Here is a 26,300-nt window from a genome sequence, read left to right as displayed (position 1 = left end):
GGCGCGCTCAGGGTGAGGAGACCGGCAGGACGTCCGGGGAGAGCGCGCCCGCCCGCGCGGACGCCGCGGTCGCGCGGCGGCGGTGGTGCCTGCGGCACAGCACCTCGTAACCGACCTCGCCCGCCGGGCGGTTCACATCGCCGACGACGACCTGCGCCCCCTCGACGACCATCTCGCCGTCTATCGTCCGGGCGTTGTGCGTGGCGCGGGCACCGCACCAGCACAGGGCCTCGACCTGGAGCTGTTCGATCCGGTCGGCCAGCTCGACCAGCCGCTGCGAACCGGGGAAGAGCCGGGTGCGGAAGTCGGTCGTGATGCCGAAGGCGAAGACGTCCATGTCCAGGTCGTCCACCACCCGGGCCAGTTGGTCGATCTGGGCCGGGGCCAGGAACTGCGCCTCGTCCACGATCACGTAGTCGACCCGGCCGCCCTTGGACAGCTGGGCGACGAGATACGCGTACAGGTCCATGCCCTCGTCCGCCTCGACCGCCTCCGTGACCAGGCCGAGGCGGGAGGACAGCTTGCCCTGCCCCGCCCGGTCGTCGCGGGTGAAGATCACGCCCTGCAGGCCCCTCGCCGAGCGGTTGTGGCCGATCTGGAGGGCCAGGGTGCTCTTTCCGCAGTCCATCGTTCCGGAGAAGAACACAAGCTCGGACATGAGGGGTTGAGCACCTTTCGGGACGGGAAGGGGGAGCGGCGGCGCGGGACGGAACGCGCTACGAGCGTACTTCGAGGAGCGGTACGAACTGCTCGACGGGGGTCATGGAGCCGTGCATGCCGACCATGGCCGACTCGTGCGGTTCGTTGACGGACGCGGTGATCACCACGTCGTCGTGGGCGGCCGCGACCACGTCGCCGATCCTGTCGCGGACCCGTTCGTCGATGCGGGGGCCGAACCAGCCCGCCGCGACGGCCTCTTCCCGGCTCGCCACCCAGAACCGCTCGCCCAGCACCTCGCGCCAGACCGCCAGCACGTCGGACGCGGCGCCCGGAACGGCGTACACATGCCGGGCCCGGCCCTCGCCGCCGAGCAGCGCGACACCGGCGCGCAGCTCCCAGTCCTCGTCGAAGTCGATCCGGGACTGCTCGTCGAACGGGATGTCGATCATGCCGTGGTCGGCAGTGATGTAGAGCGCCGAGCGCGGCGGAAGCTGTTCGGCCAGGCGCCGGGCCAACCCGTCCACGTACATCAGCTGGCCGCGCCAGGCGTCGGAGTCCATGCCGAAGCGGTGGCCCTTGCCGTCGACCTCGCTGTAGTACGTGTAGACGAGCGAGCGGTCCCCTGCGGCCAGCCGTTCGGCGGCGGTGTCCATCCGCTCCTCGCCGCTGAGCCGGCCGAGGAAGGAGCCGCCGCTGAGCGCGACCTTGGTCAGCGGGGTCTGCTCGAAGGCGGGCGCGGAGACCTGCGCCGTACGCACCCCGGCCGCGTCGGCGAGCCGGAAGAGCGTCGGGTGGGGCTGCCATGCCTTCGGCGGCGTCCACGGGTTCCAGCGGAGCTGGTTCATCAGCTCGCCGGTCTCGGGATTGCGGACCGTGTAGCCGGGAAGGCCATGCTCGCCGGGGGGCAGGCCGGTGCCCACGGAGGCCAGCGAGGCCGCCGTGGTGGCCGGGAAGCCCGCCGTGATGGGGCGGCCGGTGCCGCCCCGCGAGGTGGGCAGCAGCCCGTGCAGGAAGGGGGCCTCGTCGGGATGCGCCCGGATCTGCTCCCAGCCGAGGCCGTCGATCAGGAAGACGCAGTTCCGGTCGGCGGGGGTGAGTTCGCCGATGGCCGCCTCGAAGCCGGGCACGCCCTGGCCCGCGAGCAGGGTCGGCAGCAGATCGGCGAGCGAGCCGCTGCCGTACTCCGGAACGGGGGCGCTGTCCACGGACAGCGGGACGGGGTCGTCCTGCCAGGCCGGCTCGGCCATCAGCGGCCGGCCGCGGGGGTCGCGGCCGTGGCCTCGGAGAGGGCCTGGGCGAAGGCGAGGGTCTGGCGCACGGTGTCCGGGCCGTCACCGGCCTCGCTGACCCGCAGGCTCAGGTCGTCGGCGGTGGTGTTGCCCGTGTAGCCGTGGTCGGCCTCGCAGTTGGGGTCGCCGCAGGCGGCGGGCTCCAGGTCGATCCGGGAGACCGCGCCCCAGCCGATGGTCAGGACGACCTCGCGGGGCAGCGTGCCCGGAACGTACTTCTCCGGATCGGCCACGACCCGGCTGACCACGACCGACGAGATGCGGTCGAGCTTGACCGACTCGGTGGAGGTGGTGGCGTACGGGGACGGCGAGCTGGTGTCCGCGTTCTGCTCGTCGGTGTGGCTGACGATGAAGCGGGTGTCCGTGAGGACCAGGACCGTGACGTGCCGGCGGACCTCGTTGGAGTCGAAGGTCGTCTCCTGGTGGACCAGGTACGAAGAGACCGGCTCACCGCCCACGGCGGCCTCCACCGCCTCGGCCACGAGGGCCGGGTAGTAGCCGCTGCGCTCGATCGCCGCGCGCAGCCCCTGGGTCGTCGTACCGGTCTTAGCCATGGGAACCATCCTACGGGGGCCGGATGGCTGCCGGGGACGCCTCGTACGGGCGGTGCCCGCCGGTCCAGGGGCGCGCGAGCGGCGCCGGGTCAGTAGTTGGACAGGCGGCGCGGGCCGAGGTCCGTCCGGGCGGGCGGCGGCGAGAGCCGGACGCTCGCCCCGAGCACGGTGAGGCCCTGCGGGGCGACCACCACGGGCTCCAGGGCGATGGAAACCACCTCGGGGTGGTCGTCCACCAGCCGGGAGACCCGCAGCAGCAGCTCCTCCAGCGCGGCGGTGTCCACCGGCGCCGCACCGCGCCAGCCGAACAGGACCGGGGCCGCGCGGATGGACCGGATCAGCTCGGCGGCGTCCCGGTCGGTGACCGGCACCAGCCGGTGTCCGGTGTCGCCCAGCAGCTCGGAGGGGGCTCCGGCCAGGCCGAAGGAGAGCACGGCGCCGGCCGCCGGGTCGATGGCGGCCCGGACGACGGTGTCCACACCGCGCGGCGCCATGGCCTGGACGACCGGCCGCAGCTCCGCCGGCGCGCCGAGCAGTTCGGTCAGGTCCCCGTACGCGCGGCGCAGCGCGGCCTCGCTGTCGAGGTCCAGGCGTACGCCGCCGAGGTCGGCGCGGTGGCGCAGATGGGGTGCGGTGGTCTTCAGCGCGACCGGGTAGCCGAGCCGGGCCGCGGCGGCCACCGCCTCTTCCGGGCCGGGCGCGGGCAGCGTGGGCCGGACGGCGATCCCGTAGCAGGCGAGGAGTTCGCGGGCCTCGTCGTGGCCGAGCGGCCGGCCGCGCGGGTCGGGGTCCTCGCCGAGCAGGGCGTCGATGCGGGCGGCGGCGCCCGGCGCGTCGATGGTGTCGTCGAGGAAGTCGGGGACCTTGCCGGGCACGGCGGCCTGCCGCCGCCACTGGGCGTACCGGACGGCCTCGGCGAGCGCCCGCACGGCCCGCTCGGCGGCGGGGTAGGCGGGGATGCGGCCGATACGGGGGGTGTCGGCGCTGCGGGGGGTATCGGTGCTTCCGGGAGCGTCGGCGTTGTTGGAGGTGCCGGCGGTGCGGGGGGTGTCGGCGGTTGGGGTGGGGTTTTCGGCTGCGGACGGGGGCCGGGGCGCCGGGGTCTCCGGGTGGGGGGCCGGGGCCGGGGCCTGCTGGGCCGCCGCGAAGGGCTGGGTGGCCGGGCGCTGCTGGGCCACGGTGCTGGTCGCGGCGGAGAGCGCCTCCGCCAGGCCACCGATCTCCACATGCACCACGGCGACCGGCTTGGCCGGCCCGGCGGCCGCCGCCGCGTGCAGCGCGGTGGCCAGGACCTCGCCGTCGCCCGACTCCGCCTCGCCGTCCTCGCCCACCCAGGGGATCGCCGTCACGATCACGGCGTCGCACGCCCCGTCGGCCAGCGCCGCCGACAGCGCGTCCCGGAAGTCCTGCGGGGTGGCGGAGGTGGTGAGGTCGATGGGCGGGCGCGGGCGGAGCCCCTCGGCCAGGCAGACGTCGTACGTGAGCAGCCCCAGCGACTCGGAGTTGCCGAGGATCGCGACACGCCCGCCCGCGGGGAGCGGCTGGTCGGCCAGGAGCAGTCCGGCGTCGACCATCTCGGTGACCGTGTCGACGCGGATGACGCCCGCCTGCCGCATCAGCGCGGAGACCGTGGAGTCGGGGATGCGGCTGACGGGGACGGCGTGGCCGGGCGGGGTGGAGCCGCTGTGCCGGGCGCCCTTGACCACGACGACCGGCTTCACGGCGGCGGTGCGGCGGGCGAGACGGGTGAACTTGCGCGGGTTGCCCAGCGACTCCAGGTAGAGCAGGGCGACGTCGGTGTCCGGGTCCTCGTACCAGTACTGGAGGAAGTCGTTGCCGGAGATGTCGGCCCGGTTGCCGGCCGAGATGAAGGTGGAGAGGCCCGCGCCGCGCCGGTAGAGCCCGGAGAGCAGGGCGATGCCGATGGCGCCGGACTGGGTGAACAGTCCGATGCGCCCCGAGGCGGGCCGCTCGGGGGCGAGCGAGGCGTTGAGCCGGACCTCGTCGGAGTTGTTGATGACGCCGAACGCGTTGGGGCCGATGATCCGCATGCCGTACGAACGGGCCTGGCGCACCAGTTCGCGCTGGCGCTCGCGGCCCTCGGCGCCCCACTCGGCGTAACCGGCGGAGAGGACGACCAGCCCCTGGACGCCGTGCTCGCCGCAGTCCGCGACGGCCTCCGGGACCCGGTCGGCGGGCACGGCGACGACCGCGAGGTCGACCGGTTCGCCGATCTCGCCCAGGGAGCGGTGCGCGGGGACCCCGTCGATGGTCTGCCGGTCGGCGCCGAAGGAGCTGTTCACGGCGTGGACGCGGCCGGTGAAGCCCGCGCCGATCAGGTTGCGCAGGACGGTGCGCCCGACGCCGCCGGGGGTGCGGCCGACGCCGATGACGGCGACGGAGCCGGGGGCGAGCAGCCGCTGCACGGACTTGGCCTCGGCGCGCTGTTCACGGGCGCGCTGGACGGCCAGGGACTCGGCGGTGGGTTCGAGGTCCAGAGTGAGGTGGACGGAGCCGTCCTCGAAGCTGCGCTGCTGGGTGTAGCCGGCGTCCCGGAACACCTTGATCATCTTGGTGTTGGCGGGCAGCACCTCGGCGGCGAAGCGCCGGATGCCGCGTTCCCGGGCGACCGCGGCGATGTGTTCGAGGAGGGTCGAGGCCACGCCCCGGCCCTGGTGGGCGTCCTGGACGAGGAAGGCGACCTCGGCCTCGTCGGCGGGGGCGGACGCGGGCCGGCCGGTCGCGTCGATCCGGTCGTAGCGGACGGTGGCGATGAACTCGCCGCCCACCGTGACGGCGAGCCCCACCCTGTCGACGTAGTCGTGATGGGTGAAGCGGTGCACGTCCTTGGCGGAGAGCCGGGGGTAGGGCGCGAAGAAGCGGTAGTACTTCGACTCGTCGGACACCTGCTCGTAGAAGCCGACCAGGCGCTCGGCGTCGTCCGTGGTGATCGGCCTGATCCGCGCGGTGCCGCCGTCGCGGAGCACCACGTCCGCCTCCCAGTGATCGGGGTAGACGTAATGCGGACTCTGCTCCGGAGAGGGCTGCATGCGCCAAGCCTACGGCTGCGGCACGGGTCGCGGCGGTGCCGGGGGCGGGGCAGGCTGGGGGGTCCGGGACGCCCCCGGCGCGGCCTGCGGGTCGGCCCGGAGCACCGCGCACCACATGAGACACTGGTCTAGACAACCGTTGATTCGTGAAGGGCAGAACCATGGCTGAGCGCCGCGTAAACGTCGGTTGGGCCGAGGGCCTGCACGCCCGCCCCGCTTCCATCTTCGTCCGTGCCGTCACGGCTTCCGGCGTTCCCGTCACCATCGCCAAGGCGGACGGCGCCCCGGCGAACGCGGCCTCCATGCTCGCGGTGCTCGGTCTCGGCGCCCAGGGCGGCGAGGAGATCGTGCTCGCGTCCGACGCGGACAACGCCGATGCCGCGCTGGACCGGCTGGCCAAGCTGGTCGCCGAGGGCCTCGAAGAGCTCCCGGAGACCGTCTGAACCGCAGCGGTCACGACCGCCGGAATTCTTGACCCGAAAGCCGCGGCCCCCTGAAAAGGACGCCGCGGCTTTTGCGTGCGCGGAAGCCTTCATGAGCGCAGACGCCTTTATTCGCACAGACTCCTTTATTTGCGCGGACATCCATTCCCTTTGTACGCGCCCTTTGTTAATTCCCGCCGCTCGCGGTGTTTACGGCACGTTGCGCATTGCTCACGCGACCGGGCCGGGGTACGCCTCCGGGGCGAGCGGTGCGGCGCAGCCTGGCCGCGGCGCTCTGCCGTTCGGCGAGCCGCGCGGCCAGGGAGCGCGCACGCTCGGCGTCCCGGCGCGCCACGGCGTCCACGAGGGCGCCGTGTTCGGCCCAGGCGTCGGCGGGGCGGGCCGGCGGCTCCACCGCGTACATCCAGTCGATCTTGTGGCGGAGCTGGGCGAGCAGGGCGATGAGTCCGGGGCTGCCGGATGCCTGCGCGAGCGTCTCGTGGAACCAGCCTGCCAGGGAGCGCAGGTCATCGCCCTCTCCCCGGCGGGCCCGCTCCTGACCGAGTCTCACCAGGCCGCGCAGCACCTTGAGGTGGGCCTCCGTGCGGCGGTGGGCCGCACGGGCCGCGCTCAGGGGTTCGAGGAGCATGCGTACTTCCAGCAGGTCGGCGGCCTCCTGTTCCGAGGGCTCGGCGACGCAGGCTCCGGCGTGTCTGCGGGTGACGACGAACCCCTCGGACTCCAGGGTGCGCAGCGCTTCCCGTACGGGGACGCGGGAAACCCCGTAACGCCGTGCGAGCGCCTCCTCGGTGAGCCGGCTGCCGCGGGCGAAGACACCGGAGACGATGTCGTCACGGATCGCCGTGCATACCGATTGCGCCGGAACACGCATGTCCGAACCTCCGCCTCAATTCCCGCGAACAGCGGTCGATCGACGTCTCTGGCGCGACTCTATGGCAATGCGCTCGCATTTCCGACGCCGGGCCGGAATTCATGAAGAGGTTTTGGACAGGGCCGGGATCGGATACGGCGGATACGGCGAAGGCCCCGGCAGGGTGCCGGGGCCTTCGCCGGGGAGTCCGCGAGCCGACCGCTCAGACGCGGACGCCGTGGGCGCGGAGGTAGGAGATCGGGTCGAGGTCGGAGCCGTAGGACGGCGCGGTGCGGGCCTCGAAGTGGAGGTGCGGGCCGGTGGAGTTCCCGGTGGAGCCGGAGAGGCCGATCCGCTGTCCTGCGCCGACGCTCTGGCCGACGGAGACGCCGATGGAGGAGAGGTGGCCGTACTGGGTGTACGTGCCGTCCGTCATCCGGAGCACGATGTTGTTGCCGTACGCCCCGCCCCAGCCGGCCTCGACGACCGTGCCGGCGCCCACGGCGACGACGGAGCTGCCGGACGCGGCGTGGAAGTCGATGCCGGAATGGCTGCCGGAGGACCACAGCGAGCCGCTGGACTTGTAGCCGGTGGTCACGTACGAACCGGCGACGGGCAGCTGGTACGACGTGCCGAGGGAGGTGCGGGCGGTGGAGCGGGTGGCGCGCTCGGAGGCCTCGCGGGTGGCGTCGGCCTTCTTCCCGGCCGCCTCCTTCGCGGTCCTCGCGGCCTCGGCGGCCTTCGCGGCCTTGGCCTTGGCCGCCTTCGCCGCGGCCTTCTCGGCTGCCGCCTTCTTCTTGGCCGCGGCCTTCTTCTCGGCCTTCGCCTCGGCGGCCGCCTTCTTCTCGGTGACGTCGGCCTGGTGCCGCTGCGCGTCGGCCTGGGCGTCGATCCGGTCGGCGAGGGTGTTCTCGATGGTGAGGATCTGGGAGAGGCCGGTCTCGGTGGCCGCGGGGGCCGTCGCGGCGTCGGCGGCGAGGGCCGGGGAGGCCAGGGAGCCGATGACGCCGGTGGTGGCGAGGGTAGCGACGCCGAGCGCCTTGGCGCCGGTACGGGTCAGACGCTTCGGGGCACGGTGCTTCCCGGTGGCACGGGTGAAGGCCATGGGGTGGCTGGTCCTTTCCTTCCTTCTCGCCTACCGGGTTAGCTGACGGGTTCGGAGCAGGAAGGTCTCCTACGGACGGCTCGCCCCGGGCGGGGGGCGCGGGCGTCCGATTCACCCCAGGGACTGCGTGGGTCCCCGGCTCCCCAGGGCTCACGCCCGACGGGGACTCGGCGATGGCTGCCCGGTGCGTCGCGGATGCGGTGCACGAGTGGCGGACAGCGCAACCGAAGCTAAGCGGCCGGACTTCACGCCACCAAACGGGCAGAGGGATTTGTAGCGCATCCCACAGGGGCAATCAGCATGATTGAGCGATGAAAGGGATAAAAGGTGCACCACGGGGTCCGGGGGCCATACGTACGCGGAGAGGCTCCGGCAGCAACAGTGCGCCGGAGCCTCTCCGTTCCCCGCCCGTTCGGCCGGGCGCGGCAAGCGGTCAGCCGGTGACGACCGACACCTCGCCGATGCCCAGGGCCCTGACCGGCTCCTCGATGCGCGAGGCGTCACCGACGAGGATCGTGACCAGCCGGTCCACCGGGAAGGCGCTGACCGCCGCCGCGGTCGCCTCCACCGTGCCGGTCTCGGCGAGGCGGGCGTACAGCGTCGCCTGGTAGTCGTCCGGGAGGTGCTGTTCCACCTGGTCGGCGAGGGTGCTCGCGACGGAGGCCGCCGTCTCGAACTTCAGCGGGGCGACCCCCACGAGGTTCTGCACGGCCGTCTCGCGCTCGGCGTCCGTCAGGCCCTCGGCGGCCAGCGTCCGCAGGACCTTCCACAGGTCCTCCAGGGCCGGACCGGTGGACTCGGTGTCCACGGAGCCGCTGATCGCGAGCATCGCGGCGCCCGTCGAACCCGTGACGGCGTCGGGGGCGCCGGAGCGGAGCACCTGGGCGAAGGCCCGTACGCCGTAGGTGTAGCCCTTCTCCTCGCGCAGCACCCGGTCGAGCCGGGAGGTGAGCGTGCCGCCGAGGCAGTACGTGCCGAGGACCTGGGCCGGCCAGACGCTCTCGTGGCGGTCGGCGCCGATACGGCCGATCAGCAGCTGCGTCTGCACCGCGCCGGGGCGGTCCACGATGACGACCCGGCCCGTGTCGTCGGCCGTGATCGGCGGGACGGGGCGGGGTTCGGCGGTGTTCCCGGTCCAGTCGCCGATGGTCTCGGCGAGCAGCGCGTCCAGGTCGATGCCGGTCAGGTCGCCGACGACGACGGCGGTCGCGGCGGACGGGCGGATGTGCGCCTCGTAGAAGGCGCGCACGGCCGCGGCGTCGATCCGCTCCAGGGTCTCCTGGGTGCCCAGCCGCGGGCGCGAGATACGGGCCGTGGCCGGGAACAGCTCCTTGGAGAGCTGCTTGGCCGCGCGGCGGGCCGGGTTGGCCTGCTCGTGCGGGATCTCGTCCAGCCGGTTGCGTACCAGCCGCTCGATCTCGCTGTCGGCGAAGGCCGGGGCCCGCAGCGCCTCGGCGGTCAGGCCCAGGGCCTTGGCCAGCCGGGAGACCGGGACCTCCAGGGAGACCCGGATGCCGGGGTGGTCGGCGTGGGCGTCGAGGGTGGCCCCGCAGCGCTCCAGCTCGGCGGCGAATTCCTCGGCGCTGTGCTTGTCGGTGCCCTCGGACAGGGCGCGGGACATGATCGTCGCCACGCCGTCCAGGCCCTCGGGCTCGGCTTCCAGGGGGGCGTCGATGGAGATCTCGACGGCGACGACCTGCTGGCCGGGGCGGTGGCAGCGCAGCACCGTGATGCCGTTGGGCAGGGAGCCGCGCTCGGGCGCGGGGAAGGCCCAGGGGCGGGCCGTGCCGGGGGTCGGCTGCGGGTGGTACTGCATCGAAACTTCAGTCGCGGCAGCGTCGGTCACTGGTCCGCCCCTTCGTGCGCGTCGGTGTCGGTGTCAGCCTCGGCCTCTTCGGCGGGCTCGACCGGTTCATAGACCAGGACGGCCCTGTTGTCCGGCCGCAGCTGGGCCTGCGCGGCCGCCTTGACCTCCTCGGCCGTGACGTCGAGGACCCGGTCGACGGCGGTCAGGGCGAGCTGCGGGTCACCGAACAGCACGGCGTACCGGCAGAGTTCGTCGGCGCGGCCCGCGACCGTACCGAGCCGGTCCAGCCACTCGCGCTCCAACTGGGCCTGGGCACGCTCCATCTCCTCGGGCGTGGGGCCCTCCTCGGCGAACCGGGCCAGCTCCTCGTCGACCGCGGCCTCGATCCGGGCGATCTCCACGCCGCCGGACGTCTTGACGTCCAGCCAGCCCAGGGAGGGCGCGCCGGCGAGCCGGAGCAGTCCGAATCCGGCGGCCACCGCCGTACGGTCGCGGCGGACCAGACGGTTGTGCAGCCGGGAGGACTCGCCGCCGCCCAGCACGGTCAGGGCGAGGTCCGCGGCGTCGCACTCGCGGGTGCCGTCGTGGGGCAGCCGGTAGGCGGCCATCAGGGCGCGGGAGGGCACCTCCTCACGGACCTCCTCGCGCAGCTGGCCGCCCATGATCGGGGGCAGCGAGCCGTCGCGCGGCGGCTGCTTGCCGTCGTGGGAGGGGATGGAGCCGAAGTACTTCTCGATCCAGGCGAGGGTCTGCTCGGGGTCGATGTCCCCGACGACCGACAGCACCGCGTTGTTCGGCGCGTAGTACGTACGGAAGAAGGCGCGGGCGTCCTCCAGCGTCGCCGCGTCCAGGTCGGCCATCGAGCCGATCGGGGTGTGGTGGTACGGGTGGGGCTCGGGGTAGGCCAGGGCGGTCAGCCGCTCGAACGCGGTGCCGTACGGGACGTTGTCGTAGCGCTGGCGGCGCTCGTTCTTGACGACGTCGCGCTGGTTCTCCATGGACTCCTCGTCGAGCGCGGCGAGCAGCGAGCCCATCCGGTCGGCCTCGAGCCACAGGGCCAGCTCCAGCTGGTGCGTGGGCATGGTCTCGAAGTAGTTGGTCCGCTCGAAGCTGGTGGTGCCGTTGAGCGAGCCGCCGGCGCCCTGCACCAGCTCGAAGTGTCCGTTCCCCTTGACCTGGCCGGAGCCCTGGAACATCAGGTGCTCGAAGAGGTGGGCGAGGCCCGTACGGCCCTTGACCTCGTGGCGCGAGCCGACGTCGTACCAGAGGCACACCGCCGCGACCGGGGTCAGATGGTCCTCGGAGAGCACCACGCGCAGGCCGTTGGCCAGACGGTGCTCGGTCGCTGTCAAGCCGCCGGAGCCGGCCTGGGCTGTGGCCGTGTGACCCATGGGCATGTACGTCCCTTCGATCGCGCTACTGAATGTCCATATGAAGAAGCCGCTGCGGGAGGCTGCTTCGAAAAGTTGCTTCGAGACAAGGTTGCCGAGACAAGGTTGCTTCGAGACACAGCCACTGTATGCAAGCGAACCGGCACCTGCCGAAGTTCCCGTACGGCGGAGGTTCGCACGAAATTCCCCGGAAGGGGGTCCTCCACCGCCTCGGGACGGATGGCGAGGGGCGTTTGGGACGGGTCGAGGTCGGGGTTGTCAGTGCGGCGGTCCACAATGGTGCGCGTCAGAACCTTCAGGGGACCTGAGAGGTTGCCCGCACGACAGCCGTGAAGGAGTCGCAGCAGCGATGGCCCGCCGCAGCACGAAGACCCCGCCGCCGGTCGACTTCGAGGAGAAGATCCTCGACATCGACGTCGTCGACGAAATGCAGGGCTCCTTCCTCGAGTACGCGTACTCGGTGATCTATTCCCGTGCCCTGCCGGACGCCCGCGACGGCATGAAGCCGGTGCACCGCCGCATCGTGTACCAGATGAACGAGATGGGCCTGCGCCCGGACCGCGGCTTCGTGAAGTGCGCCCGCGTCGTCGGCGAGGTCATGGGCAAGCTGCACCCCCACGGCGACGCGTCGATCTACGACGCGCTGGTGCGCATGGCCCAGCCGTTCTCCATGCGCCTGCCCCTCGTCGACGGGCACGGCAACTTCGGCTCCCTGGGCAACGACGACCCGCCGGCCGCCATGCGGTACACCGAGTGCCGGATGGCCGACGCGACCTCGCTGATGACGGAGTCCATCGACGAGGAGACGGTCGCCTTCCAGGCGAACTACGACGGCCAGGAGCAGGAGCCGGTCGTCCTCCCGGCCGCCTACCCCAACCTCCTGGTCAACGGCACGACCGGGATCGCGGTCGGCATGGCCACCAACATGCCGCCGCACAACCTGGGCGAGGTCATCGCGGCGGCCCGGCACCTCATCAAGCATCCGGGCGCCGACCTGGAGACCCTGATGCGGTACGTCCCCGGCCCCGACCTGCCGACCGGCGGGCGGATCGTGGGCCTCGGCGGCATCAAGGACGCGTACGCCAAGGGCCGCGGCACGTTCAAGATCCGCGCCACGGCCACGGTGGAGAACGTCACGCCGCGCCGCAAGGGCCTCGTCGTCACCGAACTGCCGTTCACCGTGGGCCCCGAGAAGGTCATCTCCAAGATCAAGGACCTGGTCTCGGCGAAGAAGCTCCAGGGCATCGCCGACGTCAAGGACCTCACCGACCGCGCGCACGGCCTGCGCCTGGTCATCGAGATCAAGAACGGCTTCGTGCCGGAGGCGGTGCTGGAGCAGCTCTACAAGCTGACGCCGATGGAGGAGTCCTTCGGCATCAACAACGTGGCGCTGGTCGACGGGCAGCCGCTCACCCTGGGCCTCAAGGAGCTGCTGGAGGTCTATCTCGACCACCGCTTCGACGTGGTGCGCCGGCGCAGCGAGTTCCGCCGGACCAAGCGCCGCAACCGGCTGCATCTGGTCGAGGGCCTGCTCGTCGCCCTGGTCGACATCGACGAGGTCATCCGGCTGATCCGCTCCAGCGACAACTCGGCGCAGGCCAAGGAGCGGCTCATCGAGCGCTTCTCGCTGAGCGAGATCCAGACGCAGTACATCCTCGACACGCCGCTGCGGCGGCTGACCCGGTTCGACCGGATCGAGCTGGAGAGCGAGCGGGACCGGCTGAACGCCGAGATCGCCGAGCTGACGTCGATCCTGGAGTCGGACACCGAGCTGCGCAAGCTGGTCTCCTCGGAACTGGCCGCGGTCGCGAAGAAGTTCGGCACCGCCCGGCGCACGGTGCTGCTGGAGTCGGCCGGTTCGCAGGTCGCCTCGGTGCCGCTGGAGGTCGCGGACGACCCGTGCCGGGTGCTGCTGTCCTCGACCGGTCTGCTGGCGCGTACGGCCAACGGCGAGCCGATCGTCGCCGCCGAGGGTGCCAAGCGGTCCAAGCACGATGTGATCGTCTCGGCGGTGCCGGCGACGGCGCGCGGCGACGTCGGCGTGGTGACGTCGAGCGGGCGGCTGCTGCGGCTGTCAGTGATCGACCTCCCCCAGCTCCCGGACACCCACTCGGCGCCCAACCTGTCGGGCGGGGCGACGGTCGGGGAGTTCCTGACGCTGGAGGCGGACGAGGACGTCATCTGCCTGACCACGCTCGACGAGGCGTCACCGGGCCTCGCCATCGGTACGCTCCACGGCGTCGTCAAGCGTGTGGTGCCGGACTATCCGGCCAACAAGGACGAGCTGGAGGTCATCACCCTCAAGGACGGTGACCGGATCGTCGGCGCGGTGGAGCTGCGGACGGGCGAGGAGGACCTCGTCTTCATCACCTCGGACGCGCAGCTGCTGCGCTACCCGGCGGCGCAGGTGCGCCCGCAGGGCCGGCCGGCCGGCGGCATGGCGGGCGTCAAGCTCGGCTCGGGGGCGCTGGTGCTGGCGTTCTCGGCGGTGGACCCGGCGGCGGACGCCGCGGTGTTCACCATCGCCGGTTCGCACGGCACGCTGGACGATTCCGTCCTGACCTGCAAGCTCACGCCGTTCGACCAGTATCCGCGCAAGGGCCGGGCGACCGGCGGGGTGCGCTGCCAGCGGTTCCTGAAGGGCGAGGACGTGCTGGTGTTCGCCTGGGCGGGTGCGATGCCGGCCAGGGCGGCGCAGAAGAACGGCACCCCGTCGTCGCTGCCCGAGCCCGACCCGCGGCGCGACGGTTCGGGGACGCCGCTGGCGAACCCGGTCGCGGTGATCGCCGGCCCGGCGTAGAGCCCGGTGGCCCGGCGGCGGTGACGCGCTACACGTCGTCGTCGCCGGGCTGTCGCACGTACCGCAGGACGCCCCACATGGCCCGCTCGCGTGCGGCATCCTGCTCCGTGGCGCCGGTGTCGGCCGTGGCGCCTGTGTCGGCCGTCGCGCCGGTGTCGGCCGTGGCGCCTGTATCGGCCGGGGTACGGCAGGCCTCCAGCTCCTTGCGCAGGGCCGGTACGTCGATATCGGCGCCGATCAGGACGAGCTGGGTCCGCCTGGGCTCGCCGCGCGTCCACGGCCTGGGGGTGAACCGCAGGAACCTGCCCACCGCGTGTACCCCGTAGGCGTGGTCCAGGTCGCCCGCGCCGAAGTCGACGTACCCCTTGATGCGATACAGCCCCTCGGGCCGCGAGTCCAGGAACCGCATCAGCCGGCCGGGCTCCATCGGGAGGTCGGAGTCGAAGTCGAGGCTCTCGTACGCGGTGTGCAGATGACCCCCGTGCCCGTCGCCGTCCTCCTGCGCGCGCTGCTCCAGGTACAGGTCCTCGAAGCTGAGCTGGCGCTCCTTCTCCTCGTGGTCGGGCCGCAGCGCCGGGTCGAACAGCAGCTCCGGGTCGATACGTCCGAATGCGGCGGGGACGATCGCCGCCCTGCTGCCGGACTCGGCGACGGCCTGCCGGACGCGGGCGCACTCCTCGTCGCCGGCCCGGTCGGTCTTGTTGAGCACGACGAGATCGGCCACCGCGAGATGGCGGCCGATCTCCGGGTGGCGCGCGCGGGTCGCCTCGAACTCGGCGGCGTCGACCACCTCGACCAGTCCCCCGTACACGATGTGCGGGTTGTCGCTGGCGAGGATCATCCGGATCAGTTCCTGCGGCTCCGCGAGACCGCTCGCCTCGATGACGATCACGTCGAGCCGGGCGGAGGGCCGGGTGAGGGCCTCCAGATAGGTGTCGAGTTCACTGACGTCGACCGCGCAGCACAGGCAGCCGCCGCCCAGGGACACGGTGGACCCGACCTGCCCGGAGACGGTCATGGCGTCGATCTCGATGGCCCCGAAATCGTTGACGATCACGCCGATCCGGTTGCCCGCGCGGTGCCGCAGGAGGTGGTTGAGCAGGGTCGTCTTGCCGGACCCGAGGAAGCCCGCGAGGACGACGACCGGGATCTGGGGGCTGCGGGGCGACGTGCTCAACGGGGACCTTCCTGCGTGGTCAGACTGCCGGGACGGGCTGCGGCGGGGGCGGGCCGACGTAGCGCGCCGCCGGACGGATGATCTTCGAGTCCTCCGCCTGCTCCAGGATATTGGCGCTCCAGCCCACGACTCGCGCCGCGCAGAAGGTCGGCGTGAACATCTCACGCGGCAGCCCGCACAGCTCCATGACCACTCCGGCGTAGAACTCCACGTTGGTGTGCAGTTCGCGCCCCGGTTTCAGCTCGGCGAGGATCGCCTGCACCCGGCGTTCCACCTCGACGGCGAAGTCCACGAGCGGGCCGCCGAAGTCCTGGGCGATGGACCGCAGCATGCGCGAGCGGGGGTCCTCGGTGCGGTACACGGGGTGGCCGAAGCCCATGATCCGGTCGCCGGCGAGGACCCGTTCGCGGATCCATCCGTCGATCCGGTCCGGGGTTCCGATCGCGTCGAGCGTGTCGAGGGCGCGGCTGGGGGCGCCGCCGTGCAGCGGGCCGGAAAGCGCTCCGACGGCCGCGACGAGGCAGGCTGCGACGTCCGCCCCGGTCGAGGCGACGACCCGTCCGGTGAACGTCGAGGCGTTGAAGCCGTGGTCCACGGTGGAGATCAGATACCGCTCGACGGCCCTGACCCGTGCCTCGTCCGGCAGGGTGCCGGTGAGCATGTACAGGTAGTTCGCCGCGTGCGGCAGGTCGGCGCGCGGCTCGACGGGTTCGAGCCCCCGGCCGAGGCGGTACAGCGCGGTCAGCACCGTGGGTACGGCCGCGCAGACGGCCAGCGCGTCGGCCCGGCGCCGCTCCGCGCCGATGTCGTACACCGGCCGGAAACCGGCCGACGCGCCGAGCAGGGAGAGCGCGGTGCGCAGCCCGGCCAGCGGGCCCGACACCGCGCTCGCCCGCGCGATGGCGGGCAGGGCCTCGCGCACCGCGTCGGGCAGGACGCGCAGCGCGGCCGTGCGGTCGGCGAAGTCCGCTCGGGCCGCCGGGCCGGGCAGTTCGCCCTCGGTCATCAGGTACCAGACGTCCTCGAAGCTGCGGCTCCGCGCCAGTTCGACCGCCGAGTACTGGCGGTAGTGGTAGAAGCCCTCGCGTCCCCGGACGTCTCCGAGGGCCGTATCGGTCACGACGACGCCCGCGAGACCTCGGGGGACGTCGAGCGGTGTGTCACCGGTCATGGTCGTCATTGCTTCCTCCGTGGACGGGTCGATGACCACTTGATATTGATTCGACTGTCCATGCATGACTAGCTACTGTCAATATTGATTGAATCAATATGAACGTGTCGATAAGGCGATGGCAGATGGATACGGTGGCGGCATGAGGGATCGATCAGAGGCGGACGGACAGGCCGGGGCCGGGCAGCGGCTCACCACGCGCGAGACGGCCGAGCGCCTGGGCGTGAAGCCGGAGACGGTGTACGCCTACGTCAGCCGGGGCCAGCTGAGCAGCAGCCGTGTGCCGGGCGGGCGCGGCAGCACGTTCGACGCGGCGGAGGTCGAGGCCCTGGCCCGGCGCACGGTGCGCAGGGAGGCGGCATCCCCGGCCACGGGCGATCCGGCCGTCCGTACCGGCATCACCCTCATCGACGGCGATCGCTACTACTTCCGGGGCGTGGACGCGACGGAGCTGGCGGCACGTCACACGTACGAGGAAGTCGCGGAGTGGCTGTGGACGGGCGCGCTGGTGCCGGGCATCCGGTTCGCCGCTCCCGCGCAGGCGGTAGCGGCGGCCCGGCGAGCGGTCGGCGCGCTGCCCGCGCACTGCGGTTCCACGGACCGGCTGCGGGTGGCGGTGGTGGCCGCCGCGGCGACGGACCCGCTGCGCTTCGACCTGTCCCGCGAGGCGGTGCTGGCGGGCGCGCGGAGCCTGATCCCGACGCTGGTCGGTGCGCTGCCGGGGGTGGGCGGGGGTGGCGGGGCTTCCGGTGGAACCATCGGTGGGGCCGGCACGCCCGGCGGTATCGCTGGTCAACTGTGGCCGAAACTCACCGCTCGTCGACCTGACGGGCCCTCACTCGCCGTGCTGGACGCCGCGCTTGCGCTGTTGATCGACCATGATCTCGCCGCTTCCACGCTGGCCGCGAGGGTCGCCGCTTCGGCCCGCGCCCACCCGTACGCCGTGGTGTCGGCGGGGCTCGGCGTGCTGGAGGGCCCCCTGCACGGCGCGGCGAGCGGGCTTGCCCACCGCATGCTGGCCGAGGTCCTGGAACGGGGCGGCGCCGCACCCGTGGTGGCCGACCATCTGCGCGCTGGTCGCCGGGTTCCGGGGCTCGGGCACCGGCTCTACACCGGTGAGGACCCGCGCGCCCGCGCCCTTTTCGACCTGCTGGCACGCGTCCCGCAGGCCGGACCGGCGCTGGCCGCCGCACGGGACGTGGTCGCCACCGCAGCGCGCGACGCGACTCCGCACGCCAACGTGGACCTGGCGCTCGCCGTGCTCTCGGTCTCCTCGGGCATGCCGGCGGAGGCGGGCGAGACCGTCTTCGCCCTCGCCCGGACGGCGGGCTGGATCGCGCACGCCCTGGAGGAGTACGGGGAGAGCCCACTGCGCATGCGTCCCAGCGGCCACTACACCGGGCCCCGTCCGCCCCAGCCGCTGCCGACCCCGTAGCCCCGCACCACTCCGCTCCACTCGGGGCACGACTCACGCCCGCACTCCATGAGGCTCAGACCGCGCCGGCCCCGGTCATCGCGCGCACCTCGATCTCCGCATGTTTGGCCGCGTCCGGCGGTTCGTCGGCGGTCACGGTCCCGATCCAGCCGGCCAGGAAGCCCAGGGGGATGGAGACCAGGCCGGGATTCTCCAGCGGGAAGATCTGGAAGTCGACACCGGGGAAGAGCGCGTGCGGGCTGCCGGAAACGACCGGTGAGAGCACGACGAGCAGCACGGCCGGGATCAGCCCGCCGTAGACCGACCACACCGCTCCGCGTGTGGTGAAGTCCCGCCAGAACAGCGAATAGAGCAGGACCGGGAGGTTGGCCGAGGCCGCGACGGCGAAGGCGAGGCCCACCAGGAACGCCACATTGAGGTCCTGGGCGAGCAGCCCCAGCCCGATGGCGGCGACGCCGATACCGGCCGCCGCCACACGGGCCACGGCCACCTCGCTGCGCTGCTTGGTGCCGGGCCGCTTGAGCGAGGCGTAGAGATCGTGGGCCACAGAGGCGGACGAAGCGAGGGTGATCCCCGCGACGACGGCCAGGATGGTCGCGAAGGCGACAGCGGCGACCACGGCGAAGAGGATCGTTCCGCCGGTCGAACCCTCGCCACCGCCCAGCACCATGGCCAGCAGCGGAACAGCCGTGTTCCCGGCGGGATTGGACTCCCGTACGGCGGACGAGCCGACCAGCGCGGCGGCCCCGAATCCCAGCACGATCGTCATCAGGTAGAAGCTGCCGATCAGGCCGATGGACCAGACGACGGACCGGCGCGCCGCGCGGGCCGTGGGCACGGTGTAGAAGCGGGAGAGGATGTGCGGCAGCCCGGCCGTGCCCAGCACCAGGGCGAGGCCGAGGCTGATGAAGTCGACCCGCGCCGTCCAGCTTCCGCCGTACCGGAGACCGGGCGAGAGGAAGTCCTTGCCGTACCCGCTGCGGTGGGCGGCGGAGGTCAGCAACTCGTTGAAGTCGCCGTGGAAGCGGATCAGCACGAGCACGGTGAGCACCACGGTGCCGGCCATCAGCAGTACGGCCTTGACGATCTGGATCCAGGTGGTGGCCCGCATCCCGCCGAGCGAGACGTACACCACCATGAGCGCGCCGACACCGATGACGGTCCAGGAGCGGGCCGCGCCGCTGGTCCCGCCGAGGAGCAGCGCGACGAGACTGCCCGCACCGACCATCTGCGCCACCAGGTACAGCACGGACACGGTGACCGAGGAGGTGCCCGCCGCGATGCGGACCGGGCGCTCCGCCATCCGCGCCGCCACCACATCGGCCAGGGTGAACCTGCCGCAGTTGCGCACGAGTTCCGCGACGAGCAGCAGCACGACGAGCCACGCCACCAGGAAGCCGACCGAGTAGAGCATGCCGTCGTAGCCGAAGAGGGCGATCAGGCCGGAGATCCCCAGGAACGACGCGGCGGACATGTAGTCCCCGGCGATGGCGAACCCGTTCTCCATCGGGGAGAAGAGCCGGCCGCCGGCGTAGAACTCCTCCGCCGAGCCGTGCCGGTTGCGGCTCACCCAGGTGGTGATGCCCAGGGTGACCGCGATGAAGGCGCTGAACAGCAGCAGCGCCAGGGTCTGATGGTCGCCGCTCAACGCCCGGCCCCCCGTGTCATCTCCTGGGTCTCCCAGCGCAGATCGAGCGCGGCCCGGTCCCGGCGCAGCCGCGCGTGCCGCGCGTACGCCCCGGTGAGCAGGAACGTCGTCAGGAACTGCCCGAGGCCCACGACCATGGCCACGTTGACCGCCCCGGCCACCGGCCGCGCCATCAGTCCGGGCGCGGTCACCGCCGTGACGACATAGGCGAGGTACCAGACGAGGAAGGCGGCGGTGGCGGGGGCGACGAAGCGCCGGTATCGACGGCGCACCTCCTGGAACGCCTCGCTGCGCTGCACCTCCAGGTAGATGTCCGCCGCGCTGGGACCGCCCCCGCGCGGGGCGCCCCGCCCGGACACCGTGGCGGTCGTGGAACCGTCCGCGCTGTCCGGCTCCTCCCGTCGGGGGACCGGCGCGTCGTCCCGAGGACCGTCGAGCCGCACCGCTGCGGCCCCTGGCCCTGTTTCCTTCTCCACCGATCAACTCCCCTTGTCCACGGACTACTTCGGCCGCGTATCCCAGAATGGGCAGAACGGGAAGATGCCAGGCGCGTCATCCGCCGGACTTCACCTCTTCAGGTGAATGTCCTCCCGGGCGGACGTGCCAGCCCGCGCATGTAGGCATAGCGCACCGCCTGGGCCCGGTCGCGAAGCCCGGCCTTGGCGAAGAGGTTGTTGATGTGGCTCTTCACCGTGGCCTGCGAGATGTGCAGGGTGCGGGCGATGTCCGCGTTGGACAGGCCCTCGGCGATCAGGACCAGTACCTCGGCCTCACGAGGAGTCATCCCGTCCGGCGGCTCCGGGTCGCCGCCGACGGGCGGGAAGGGCCCCGCGGTCCCCGCGGTCACCTGCTCCAGCAGCCGGCGCTGCACCGTCGGCGAGAGCCCGGCCTCCCCCGAGAGCACGGCCTCCACGGCCCGCACGATCTCCTCTCCCCCGGCATCCTTGGTGAGATACCCCCGCGCGCCCGCCCTGAGCGCGGGAAACAGGGAGTCGTCGTCCTCGAACGTCGTCAGCACCACAACCTGGGTGCCGGGGAACTGCTCACGGATGCGCCGGGTCGCCTCCACCCCGTCGCAGCGGGGCATCCGCAGATCCATCAGCACCACGTCCGGCGCGTGCTCGGCCACCTGGGCGACCGCTTCCTCCCCGTCCTTCGCCGATCCGACCACCTCGATGCCGGGCAGCAGTCCGAGCAGCATCACGATGCCCTCCCGCACCACCGCCTGATCGTCGGCCACCACCACCCGCGCCGTCACGCGGGCACCCGCAGACTCACCACGAACCCCTCCTCGTCCGCACCGGCGTCCAGCGTGCCGCCCAGCAACTCGGCGCGCTCCCGCATCCCGAGCAGACCGTATCCGGAACCGCTGGCCGCCAATTCCCCTCCTGGGCCCCGCCCGCCCGAGTCCTTGACCTCCAGCACGACCTCGTCGGGCCGGTACTCCAGCCGTATCAGCACCCTGGCACCGGGCGCGTGCTTACGGGCGTTGGTGAGCGCCTCCTGTGCGACCCGCCGGACCGCCTGCGACGCGTGCGCGGTCAGCGGGCGCCGCTCCCCCTCGACCCGGACCTCGGCCGGCTCCGCCGTCACCAGCTGTCTCAGGAAGTCCTCCACGGGTGACACCTCGCCCCGCAGCGCGGAGAGCGCCTGACGGGTCTCGGAGAGCCCTTCGCGGGCCATCGACCGGGCCGCGACCACCCGTTGCAGAACCTGGTCCCGGAACTCCCCCTCCGGCTCCCTCTCGATCAGCAGCCGCGCCGCCTCCAGGTGGACCAGTTGCGCGGAGAGGCTGTGCGCCAGCACGTCGTGGATCTCCCGCGCGATGCGGGAGCGCTCGTCCAGCGCGGCCCGCTCCGCCTCCGCCGCTCGGGCCGCCCGTTCCTGGGCGAGCAGCCGCTGTGCGCTGCCGCGAGCCTCGGCATCCAGGCGGAGCACGTACCCGGCGAGGCAGAGCCCTGCCGCGGTCACCGCCGTGGTCGCCCAGTCGTCGCTGTCGGCCAGCGCGTAACCGCCGAGGGCCACCGCGGTGACCGGGACCCCCGCCACGAGCGGCAACCGCTCCAGGGCGGTGACCGCGCAGCCGCACCACAGCACCGCGGCAGGCACGATCGCCCCCGCCACGTCCGCCCCGAGCGCGGCCAGCATCAGCATCCCGAGCAGGCCCAGCGAAGGCCACAGCCGGTTGTCGAGCGTGGTCCTGAACACGGCGACCGCGAGCAGGGCGCAGACGAGCACCCCGACCAGACCGACGACGATCTCCCAGGGCCCGAACAGCCCACCGGTGAACGTCCCCCACAGCATCAGCGTCAGCAACCCGGCCCGCACGCTCCAGGCGATCACGCTGCGCGCCCGGCTGCGGGTGTCCCGGGCGAGCGCCTCGCGCAGGGGCCAGCTCGTCCAGGTCGCGGCTGTCACACGGGGTCCTTCCACTCCGGCCGGAGCGCAACGCCGGCGGGTCCACGAGAGGGCGCGGGTATCGCCGCGGCCCGGCGCGTCAGCAGCCCCGCCCGTACCAGCAGGGTCACCGCGAGAGCCGCCATCAGGGCGGGGCTGCCCTGATGCACGTCCAGCACGACCGCGATCCCGTACAGGGCCGCTCGCAGACCGAGGCCGGCGATCCAGACCAGGACGGTGGCCCTGGTGCCCTTGCTCCACACGGAGCCGTCCTCGGCACGCCAGACGCGCGTCGTCCAGGCCCATCCCGCCCCCGTGGCCAGCCCGACCAGCAGCTCGGCACCCAGGATGACGGCCGAGGCTATCCGATGGTCCGGATCGACGAGTTCGGGCTTCCGCAGCGCGAGGAAGAGCAGGACGGCGGGCGGAACCCACCAGCGGTGGTCGCCGGAGACGCGCTCCGCCGAGAACTGGCGGACCACGACGAGGGCGATGACCGCGATGATCACCAGGGCGTTGCCGAGCCCGGACATGGATGCCTCCGAGATGCGAGAAGTGCTGCATCTCCGAAGCTACGGAAGGGCCTGGCCCGGCAGATCGGCTCCAGGGTTGATCATGGGTGGAGATGTCGTCTCCACCCATGGGTGGAGACGACATCCGGTGCCGGTGCTCAGACGTCGATGCGCGAGCGGTCCAGTGTGGCCGCCGAACTGGTGATGAACTCCTTGCGAGGCGCCACCTCGTTGCCCATCAGCAGGTCGAAGACCTTCTCGGACGACTCGAGGTCGCCGATGTTGATCCGCCTCAGCGTGCGGTGCCGCGGGTCCATCGTGGTCTCCGCGAGCTGGTCGGCGTCCATCTCGCCCAGACCCTTGTAGCGCTGGATCGAGTCCTTGTAGCGGATGTTCTTGCGCTGGAGCTCCAGCAGGCGCTGGCGCAGTTCGTTGTCCGAGTAGGTGTAGATGTACTTGTCCTGGCCCTTCTTGGGCTGGACCAGCTCGATGCGGTGCAGCGGGGGCACGGCGGCGAACACCCGGCCCGCTTCGACCATCGGCCGCATGTACCGCTGGAAGAGCGTCAGCAGCAGGATGCGGATGTGGGCGCCGTCGACGTCGGCATCGACCAGCAGAACGATCTTTCCGTAGCGGGCCGCGTCGATGTCGAAGGTCCGTCCGGAACCTGCTCCTATGACCTGGATGATCGCACCGCACTCGGCGTTCTTCAGCATGTCGGAAACCGACGCCTTCTGAACGTTGAGGATCTTGCCGCGAATCGGCAGCAGGGCCTGGAACTCGCTGTTGCGGGCGAGCTTCGCCGTTCCGAGCGCGGAGTCGCCCTCGACGATGAACAACTCGCTGCGCTCCACGTCGTCGCTGCGGCAGTCGGCGAGCTTCGCCGGCAGCGAGGACGACTCCAGCGCCGTCTTGCGACGCTGTGCGTCCTTGTGCTGACGGGCCGCGATCCGGGTGCGGGCGGCTGCCACCGCCTTGTCGAGAACGGCCCTGGCCTGGGCTTTCGCGTCCCGCTTGGTAGAGGTCAGGAACGCCTTCAGTTCCTTGGCCACGACATTGGCGACGATCCGGTTGGCCGCCGAGGTGCCGAGCACCTCCTTCGTCTGGCCCTCGAACTGCGGCTCCGCCAGGCGTACGGTCACGACCGCGGTAAGGCCCTCCAGGGCATCGTCCTTGACGATGTCGTCCTCGGCCACCCGCAACAGCTTCGCGGACCGCAGCACCTCGTTGACGGTCTTGGTCACGGAGCGTTCGAAACCGCTCACGTGGGTGCCGCCCTTGGGTGTGGCGATGATGTTGACGAAGGACTTGAGGTTCGTGTCGTAGCCGGTACCCCAGCGCAGCGCGATGTCCACGCCGAGTTCACGCGTGACCTCGGTGGGTGTCATGTGGCCACGCTCGTCCAGGACCGGCACGGTCTCCTTGAACGTGCCCTGCCCGGACAGGCGCAGCACGTCGCAGACGGCCTTGTCCTGCGCGAGGTACTCGCAGAACTCGCTGATGCCCCCGTCGAAGCGGAACGTCTCCTCGGTCTTGCCAGCGCCGTCCAGCCCCCGCTCGTCGCGCACGACGATGGTCAGACCCGGCACGAGGAAGGCGGTCTGGCGAGCGCGCTGGTGCAGCGTTTCCAGGCTGAGCTTGGCGTCCTTGAGGAAGATCTGCCGGTCGGCCCAGTAGCGCACCCTGGTACCGGTGCGCGCCTTCGGTACGCGCTTGCCCTTGCGGAGGCCGTTGGCCGGGTCGAACGGGCTGTCCGGGCCCTGCTCGGTGAAGATTCCCGGAACGCCGCGGCGGAAGCTGATCGAGTGGGTCGCGCTGTTGCGGTCGACCTCGACGTCGAGCCGGGCGGAGAGGGCGTTGACCACGGAGGCGCCCACGCCGTGCAGACCGCCGGAGGCGGCGTAGGAGCCACCGCCGAACTTGCCGCCGGCGTGCAGCTTGGTCATCACGACCTCGACGCCGGAGAGGCCGGTCTTGGGTTCGACGTCGATCGGGATGCCGCGGCCGTTGTCCCGGACCTCTACGGAGTTGTCGTCGTGGAGGACGACCTCGATGTGGTCGCAGTAGCCGCCGAGAGCCTCGTCGACGGAGTTGTCGATGATCTCCCAGAGGCAGTGCATCAGGCCACGGCTGTCGGTGGACCCGATGTACATGCCAGGGCGTTTGCGGACCGCTTCGAGCCCCTCGAGTACGAGCAGGTGCCGCGCGGTGTAGTTGGAACCGTCTCGGTCTGCTCCGGTCAGCAGCGCAGTGGACGGCACGGACGTATCGGCGGTCACGCGGTTCGCTCCTCGCTGAATTTCTTTTGGGGCCCAGTGGGTCACTGGCTCGGCTTCGGTTGCCGCTGTGAGGGTACCGATGCCTGGTAGAGCGGGTGAAACGCCACCCTCGAAGAACCCTCAGACTAAACCAGACTCGCAAGCCTGTTCGATCATTTCGCGAGGTGACGTGCACATCACGTTCCCTTCCAGGCATGAACCATTTAGGCTCCGGGCACGTCCTCATGAACAACCGGCAAGCCAGCCGGCCCGGACAGACCAAGCCAAGCAAGCAACGCGAAACCGTAGCGCCACGCAATACGGCACATTCGCCGCGAACCGGCAACAGACAGCCATACCGAGAAGAAGTTTCAAAGAAAAGCCACGAGCGGGAACGTTTTCGGCCTGGTTGGATGTTGACCCTGGTACGACAGCTCGTCGAGCTAGAGAAGAGGCGACGTGACTACTGTTCTGACCCCCGCGAGCCCGCTGACCGCAGCAGACCGCTGTGACCGTTGCGGCGCCCAGGCCTACCTGCGCGTCGTCCTGATCAGTGGCGGTGAACTGCTCTTCTGCGCCCACCACGGTCGCAAGTTCGAGCCGGAACTCAAGAAGATCGCCGCGGAAATACAGGATGAGACGGACCGGCTGACGGCCGTGCAGGCCCAAGCCGCCGAAGAGGAACACTGACACCTCGCACGCACGACGAGCCAGGGGTCGGTCCCGGACCGGCCGACGGGCGGCTTCCCTGCGGAGGGATGCCGCCCGTTCTCGTACCTGTGGAGCGCTGTGCGGGTCAGTCCGTGCCCGGCAGCCGGCCGATGACCGCGGAGACCCGCGTGTAGACGCCGGGGCTTCCTGCGAGCCCACAGCCGTTCCCCCAGGAGACCAGCCCCACGAGCTTCCCCTGGGCCACCAGCGGCCCTCCGCTGTCGCCCTGGCATGCGTCGTAGCCGCCCTGGGGTTCGCCCGCGCAGAGCATCGACGACGCGTCGTACGTACCGGTCCTGCCCCCTGGGTAGGCCTGCTCGCACGAACTGTCCGGCAGGATGCTCACCTCTGCGGCCCTGAGTGACGACGCGTAGTCGCCGTAGCCGGTGGTGTCGCCCCAGCCGTAGACGGTCGCGGAGGTGCCCGCGCGGTACGCCGGGTCGCCTGCCGCGGCCATGGGGATCGTGTCCCCTTCGGGCAGTGCCCGAGACAGGGTGAGCACGGCGACGTCCCCGCTGTTGGTGGTCGCGTCGAACTCGGGGTTGACCCACGTCCCGCTCACCGGGATCTCCTGGCCGCCCGTACCGTTCAGCTCGTCCCGCCCGGAGATGATTCGCAGATCGCTCACCTGGTCGGCGTCGGTGCCCAGCGCCTCCCGGCTGAGGCAGTGCGCCGCCGTGAGCACCTTCTTGGGCTCCACCACGACGCCGCCGCAGAACTGTCCGGCCCTGGTACCCCCGAACCGGTCACGGCTGGACAGCGCGACCACCCACGGGCTGTCCGCGACATGAGCCGGCTGGCCCCCGATGATGATGCTGTCGGCGGCGGCCGGGGCGGCGGAGGCGAGCGGTATCACGGCCGAAGCGGCGGCGAGGGCGAGCGCCCCGGTCATGACACGGACGACGGTGCGGGACATGCGTACTCCTGACTCTCTGATGGACCATGCCTACCCAGAGTCATTCCGCCGACGCCGATGCGCACCTTCGCGGGTTCGACGCGAACAGGGCGAGGGCCCGGCTCCCCCGTGGGGGCCGGGCCCTCG

The 26,300-nt window shown here is 71.7% G+C and carries 21 protein-coding genes and 1 riboswitch; of the genes, 4 read left to right on the top strand and 17 right to left on the bottom strand.

What is annotated here, in order from left to right:
• Positions 1-7: 7 nt before the first annotated feature.
• The 4 genes from DNK56_RS28400 to DNK56_RS28385 all read right to left on the bottom strand — a co-directional run bounded on the left by DNK56_RS28400 (position 8) and on the right by DNK56_RS28385 (position 5,553).
• Positions 8-658, bottom strand: a complete 651-nt coding sequence (locus DNK56_RS28400) for a thymidine kinase (RefSeq protein WP_111338631.1) — start codon at positions 656-658, stop codon at positions 8-10.
• A 58-nt stretch (positions 659-716) separates the two neighbouring features.
• Positions 717-1,907, bottom strand: a complete 1,191-nt coding sequence (locus DNK56_RS28395; RefSeq protein WP_111338630.1) for an alkaline phosphatase family protein — start codon at positions 1,905-1,907, stop codon at positions 717-719.
• Complete coding sequence (locus DNK56_RS28390; RefSeq protein ID WP_111338629.1) at positions 1,907-2,503, bottom strand: DUF5998 family protein; 597 nt, start codon at positions 2,501-2,503, stop codon at positions 1,907-1,909. Before DNK56_RS28390 ends, DNK56_RS28395 begins: the two co-directional genes overlap by 1 nt.
• A gap of 89 nt (positions 2,504-2,592) precedes the next feature.
• A complete protein-coding gene (locus DNK56_RS28385; RefSeq protein WP_111338628.1) occupies positions 2,593-5,553 on the bottom strand; it encodes a bifunctional acetate--CoA ligase family protein/GNAT family N-acetyltransferase in 2,961 nt (986 codons plus the stop codon).
• A gap of 161 nt (positions 5,554-5,714) precedes the next feature.
• Here DNK56_RS28385 and DNK56_RS28380 point away from each other — a divergent pair, with 161 nt between their 5' ends.
• Positions 5,715-5,996 carry an HPr family phosphocarrier protein gene (locus DNK56_RS28380; protein ID WP_111338627.1) on the top strand — a complete coding sequence of 94 codons (282 nt, stop codon included), beginning with the start codon at positions 5,715-5,717 and terminating at the stop codon, positions 5,994-5,996.
• Between the two features lie 166 nt (positions 5,997-6,162).
• Here DNK56_RS28380 and DNK56_RS28375 read toward each other — a convergent pair whose 3' ends face one another.
• The 4 genes from DNK56_RS28375 to DNK56_RS28360 all read right to left on the bottom strand — a co-directional run bounded on the left by DNK56_RS28375 (position 6,163) and on the right by DNK56_RS28360 (position 11,155).
• Entirely contained in the window at positions 6,163-6,867 is a 705-nt protein-coding gene (locus DNK56_RS28375; protein WP_111338626.1) for a GntR family transcriptional regulator, read from the bottom strand.
• 202 nt (positions 6,868-7,069) lie between these two features.
• Positions 7,070-7,951: a M23 family metallopeptidase gene (locus DNK56_RS28370; protein WP_111338625.1), complete on the bottom strand. Its 882-nt coding sequence runs from the start codon at positions 7,949-7,951 to the stop codon at positions 7,070-7,072.
• 13 nt (positions 7,952-7,964) lie between these two features.
• A riboswitch (cyclic di-AMP (ydaO/yuaA leader) is annotated at positions 7,965-8,134 on the bottom strand.
• Between the two features lie 250 nt (positions 8,135-8,384).
• A complete protein-coding gene (locus tag DNK56_RS28365) occupies positions 8,385-9,767 on the bottom strand; it encodes a M16 family metallopeptidase (RefSeq protein WP_111338624.1) in 1,383 nt (460 codons plus the stop codon).
• Between the two features lie 26 nt (positions 9,768-9,793).
• On the bottom strand, positions 9,794-11,155 hold the full coding sequence (locus DNK56_RS28360; protein ID WP_199563597.1) for a M16 family metallopeptidase: 1,362 nt from the start codon (positions 11,153-11,155) through the stop codon (positions 9,794-9,796).
• A 343-nt stretch (positions 11,156-11,498) separates the two neighbouring features.
• Here DNK56_RS28360 and DNK56_RS28355 point away from each other — a divergent pair, with 343 nt between their 5' ends.
• Positions 11,499-13,949: a DNA gyrase/topoisomerase IV subunit A gene (locus tag DNK56_RS28355; protein WP_111338622.1), complete on the top strand. Its 2,451-nt coding sequence runs from the start codon at positions 11,499-11,501 to the stop codon at positions 13,947-13,949.
• A 28-nt stretch (positions 13,950-13,977) separates the two neighbouring features.
• Here DNK56_RS28355 and DNK56_RS28350 read toward each other — a convergent pair whose 3' ends face one another.
• A complete protein-coding gene (locus tag DNK56_RS28350) occupies positions 13,978-15,126 on the bottom strand; it encodes a CobW family GTP-binding protein (RefSeq protein ID WP_111338621.1) in 1,149 nt (382 codons plus the stop codon).
• A gap of 19 nt (positions 15,127-15,145) precedes the next feature.
• Entirely contained in the window at positions 15,146-16,306 is a 1,161-nt protein-coding gene (locus tag DNK56_RS28345; RefSeq protein ID WP_111338620.1) for a citrate synthase/methylcitrate synthase, read from the bottom strand.
• A 133-nt stretch (positions 16,307-16,439) separates the two neighbouring features.
• Between DNK56_RS28345 and DNK56_RS28340 the strand changes: the two genes are divergently transcribed.
• Positions 16,440-17,732: a citrate synthase gene (locus DNK56_RS28340; RefSeq protein WP_111338619.1), complete on the top strand. Its 1,293-nt coding sequence runs from the start codon at positions 16,440-16,442 to the stop codon at positions 17,730-17,732.
• A gap of 55 nt (positions 17,733-17,787) precedes the next feature.
• On the opposite strand, the gene DNK56_RS28335 is transcribed toward DNK56_RS28340, so the two are convergent.
• The 6 genes from DNK56_RS28335 to DNK56_RS28310 form a co-directional block, all read right to left on the bottom strand.
• Positions 17,788-19,380 (bottom strand): solute symporter family protein, encoded by a 1,593-nt coding sequence (locus DNK56_RS28335; protein WP_111338618.1) that lies wholly within the window; start codon positions 19,378-19,380, stop codon positions 17,788-17,790.
• Positions 19,377-19,823: a DUF485 domain-containing protein gene (locus DNK56_RS28330; protein WP_111338617.1), complete on the bottom strand. Its 447-nt coding sequence runs from the start codon at positions 19,821-19,823 to the stop codon at positions 19,377-19,379. Before DNK56_RS28330 ends, DNK56_RS28335 begins: the two co-directional genes overlap by 4 nt.
• 131 nt (positions 19,824-19,954) lie before the next feature.
• On the bottom strand, positions 19,955-20,638 hold the full coding sequence (locus tag DNK56_RS28325) for a response regulator (protein ID WP_111338616.1): 684 nt from the start codon (positions 20,636-20,638) through the stop codon (positions 19,955-19,957).
• A complete protein-coding gene (locus DNK56_RS28320; protein ID WP_111338615.1) occupies positions 20,635-21,798 on the bottom strand; it encodes a sensor histidine kinase in 1,164 nt (387 codons plus the stop codon). The genes DNK56_RS28325 and DNK56_RS28320 overlap by 4 nt, the downstream gene beginning before the upstream one ends.
• The gene (locus DNK56_RS28315; RefSeq protein WP_111338614.1) at positions 21,795-22,310 is read right to left on the bottom strand and encodes a DUF1453 family protein; all 516 of its coding nucleotides are present in this window, start codon (positions 22,308-22,310) and stop codon (positions 21,795-21,797) included. Before DNK56_RS28315 ends, DNK56_RS28320 begins: the two co-directional genes overlap by 4 nt.
• Before the next feature lie 137 nt (positions 22,311-22,447).
• The gene (locus tag DNK56_RS28310; protein ID WP_111338613.1) at positions 22,448-24,568 is read right to left on the bottom strand and encodes a DNA gyrase/topoisomerase IV subunit B; all 2,121 of its coding nucleotides are present in this window, start codon (positions 24,566-24,568) and stop codon (positions 22,448-22,450) included.
• Positions 24,569-25,006: 438 nt separating this feature from the next.
• On the opposite strand from DNK56_RS28310, the gene DNK56_RS28305 reads away from it, so the two are divergent.
• The gene (locus DNK56_RS28305) at positions 25,007-25,237 is read left to right on the top strand and encodes a DUF7455 domain-containing protein (RefSeq protein ID WP_018105354.1); all 231 of its coding nucleotides are present in this window, start codon (positions 25,007-25,009) and stop codon (positions 25,235-25,237) included.
• A 106-nt stretch (positions 25,238-25,343) separates the two neighbouring features.
• Here the strand turns inward: DNK56_RS28305 and DNK56_RS28300 are convergent, their stop codons facing one another.
• Complete coding sequence (locus tag DNK56_RS28300; protein WP_111338612.1) at positions 25,344-26,174, bottom strand: S1 family peptidase; 831 nt, start codon at positions 26,172-26,174, stop codon at positions 25,344-25,346.
• Positions 26,175-26,300: the final 126 nt, after the last annotated feature.

This window comes from Streptomyces sp. AC1-42W (assembly GCF_003248355.1).
Classification (GTDB): Bacteria; Actinomycetota; Actinomycetes; order Streptomycetales; family Streptomycetaceae; genus Streptomyces.
The sequence above is the reverse complement of the archived record's forward strand: the minus strand, read 5'-3'. Positions and strand labels throughout refer to the sequence as shown.

What these genes read in the sequence shown, in the direction of transcription:
- DNK56_RS28400 (WP_111338631.1), bottom strand. Translation starts at nt 658, where the DNA reads ATGTCCGAGCTTGTGTTCTTCTCCGGAACGATGGACTGCGGAAAGAGC.
- DNK56_RS28395 (WP_111338630.1), bottom strand. Translation starts at nt 1,907, where the DNA reads ATGGCCGAGCCGGCCTGGCAGGACGACCCCGTCCCGCTGTCCGTGGAC.
- DNK56_RS28390 (WP_111338629.1), bottom strand. Translation starts at nt 2,503, where the DNA reads ATGGCTAAGACCGGTACGACGACCCAGGGGCTGCGCGCGGCGATCGAG.
- DNK56_RS28385 (WP_111338628.1), bottom strand. Translation starts at nt 5,553, where the DNA reads ATGCAGCCCTCTCCGGAGCAGAGTCCGCATTACGTCTACCCCGATCAC.
- DNK56_RS28380 (WP_111338627.1), top strand. Translation starts at nt 5,715, where the DNA reads ATGGCTGAGCGCCGCGTAAACGTCGGTTGGGCCGAGGGCCTGCACGCC.
- DNK56_RS28375 (WP_111338626.1), bottom strand. Translation starts at nt 6,867, where the DNA reads ATGCGTGTTCCGGCGCAATCGGTATGCACGGCGATCCGTGACGACATC.
- DNK56_RS28370 (WP_111338625.1), bottom strand. Translation starts at nt 7,951, where the DNA reads ATGGCCTTCACCCGTGCCACCGGGAAGCACCGTGCCCCGAAGCGTCTG.
- DNK56_RS28365 (WP_111338624.1), bottom strand. Translation starts at nt 9,767, where the DNA reads ATGCAGTACCACCCGCAGCCGACCCCCGGCACGGCCCGCCCCTGGGCC.
- DNK56_RS28360 (WP_199563597.1), bottom strand. Translation starts at nt 11,155, where the DNA reads ATGCCCATGGGTCACACGGCCACAGCCCAGGCCGGCTCCGGCGGCTTG.
- DNK56_RS28355 (WP_111338622.1), top strand. Translation starts at nt 11,499, where the DNA reads ATGGCCCGCCGCAGCACGAAGACCCCGCCGCCGGTCGACTTCGAGGAG.
- DNK56_RS28345 (WP_111338620.1), bottom strand. Translation starts at nt 16,306, where the DNA reads ATGACGACCATGACCGGTGACACACCGCTCGACGTCCCCCGAGGTCTC.
- DNK56_RS28340 (WP_111338619.1), top strand. Translation starts at nt 16,440, where the DNA reads ATGAGGGATCGATCAGAGGCGGACGGACAGGCCGGGGCCGGGCAGCGG.
- DNK56_RS28315 (WP_111338614.1), bottom strand. Translation starts at nt 22,310, where the DNA reads ATGTCCGGGCTCGGCAACGCCCTGGTGATCATCGCGGTCATCGCCCTC.
- DNK56_RS28300 (WP_111338612.1), bottom strand. Translation starts at nt 26,174, where the DNA reads ATGTCCCGCACCGTCGTCCGTGTCATGACCGGGGCGCTCGCCCTCGCC.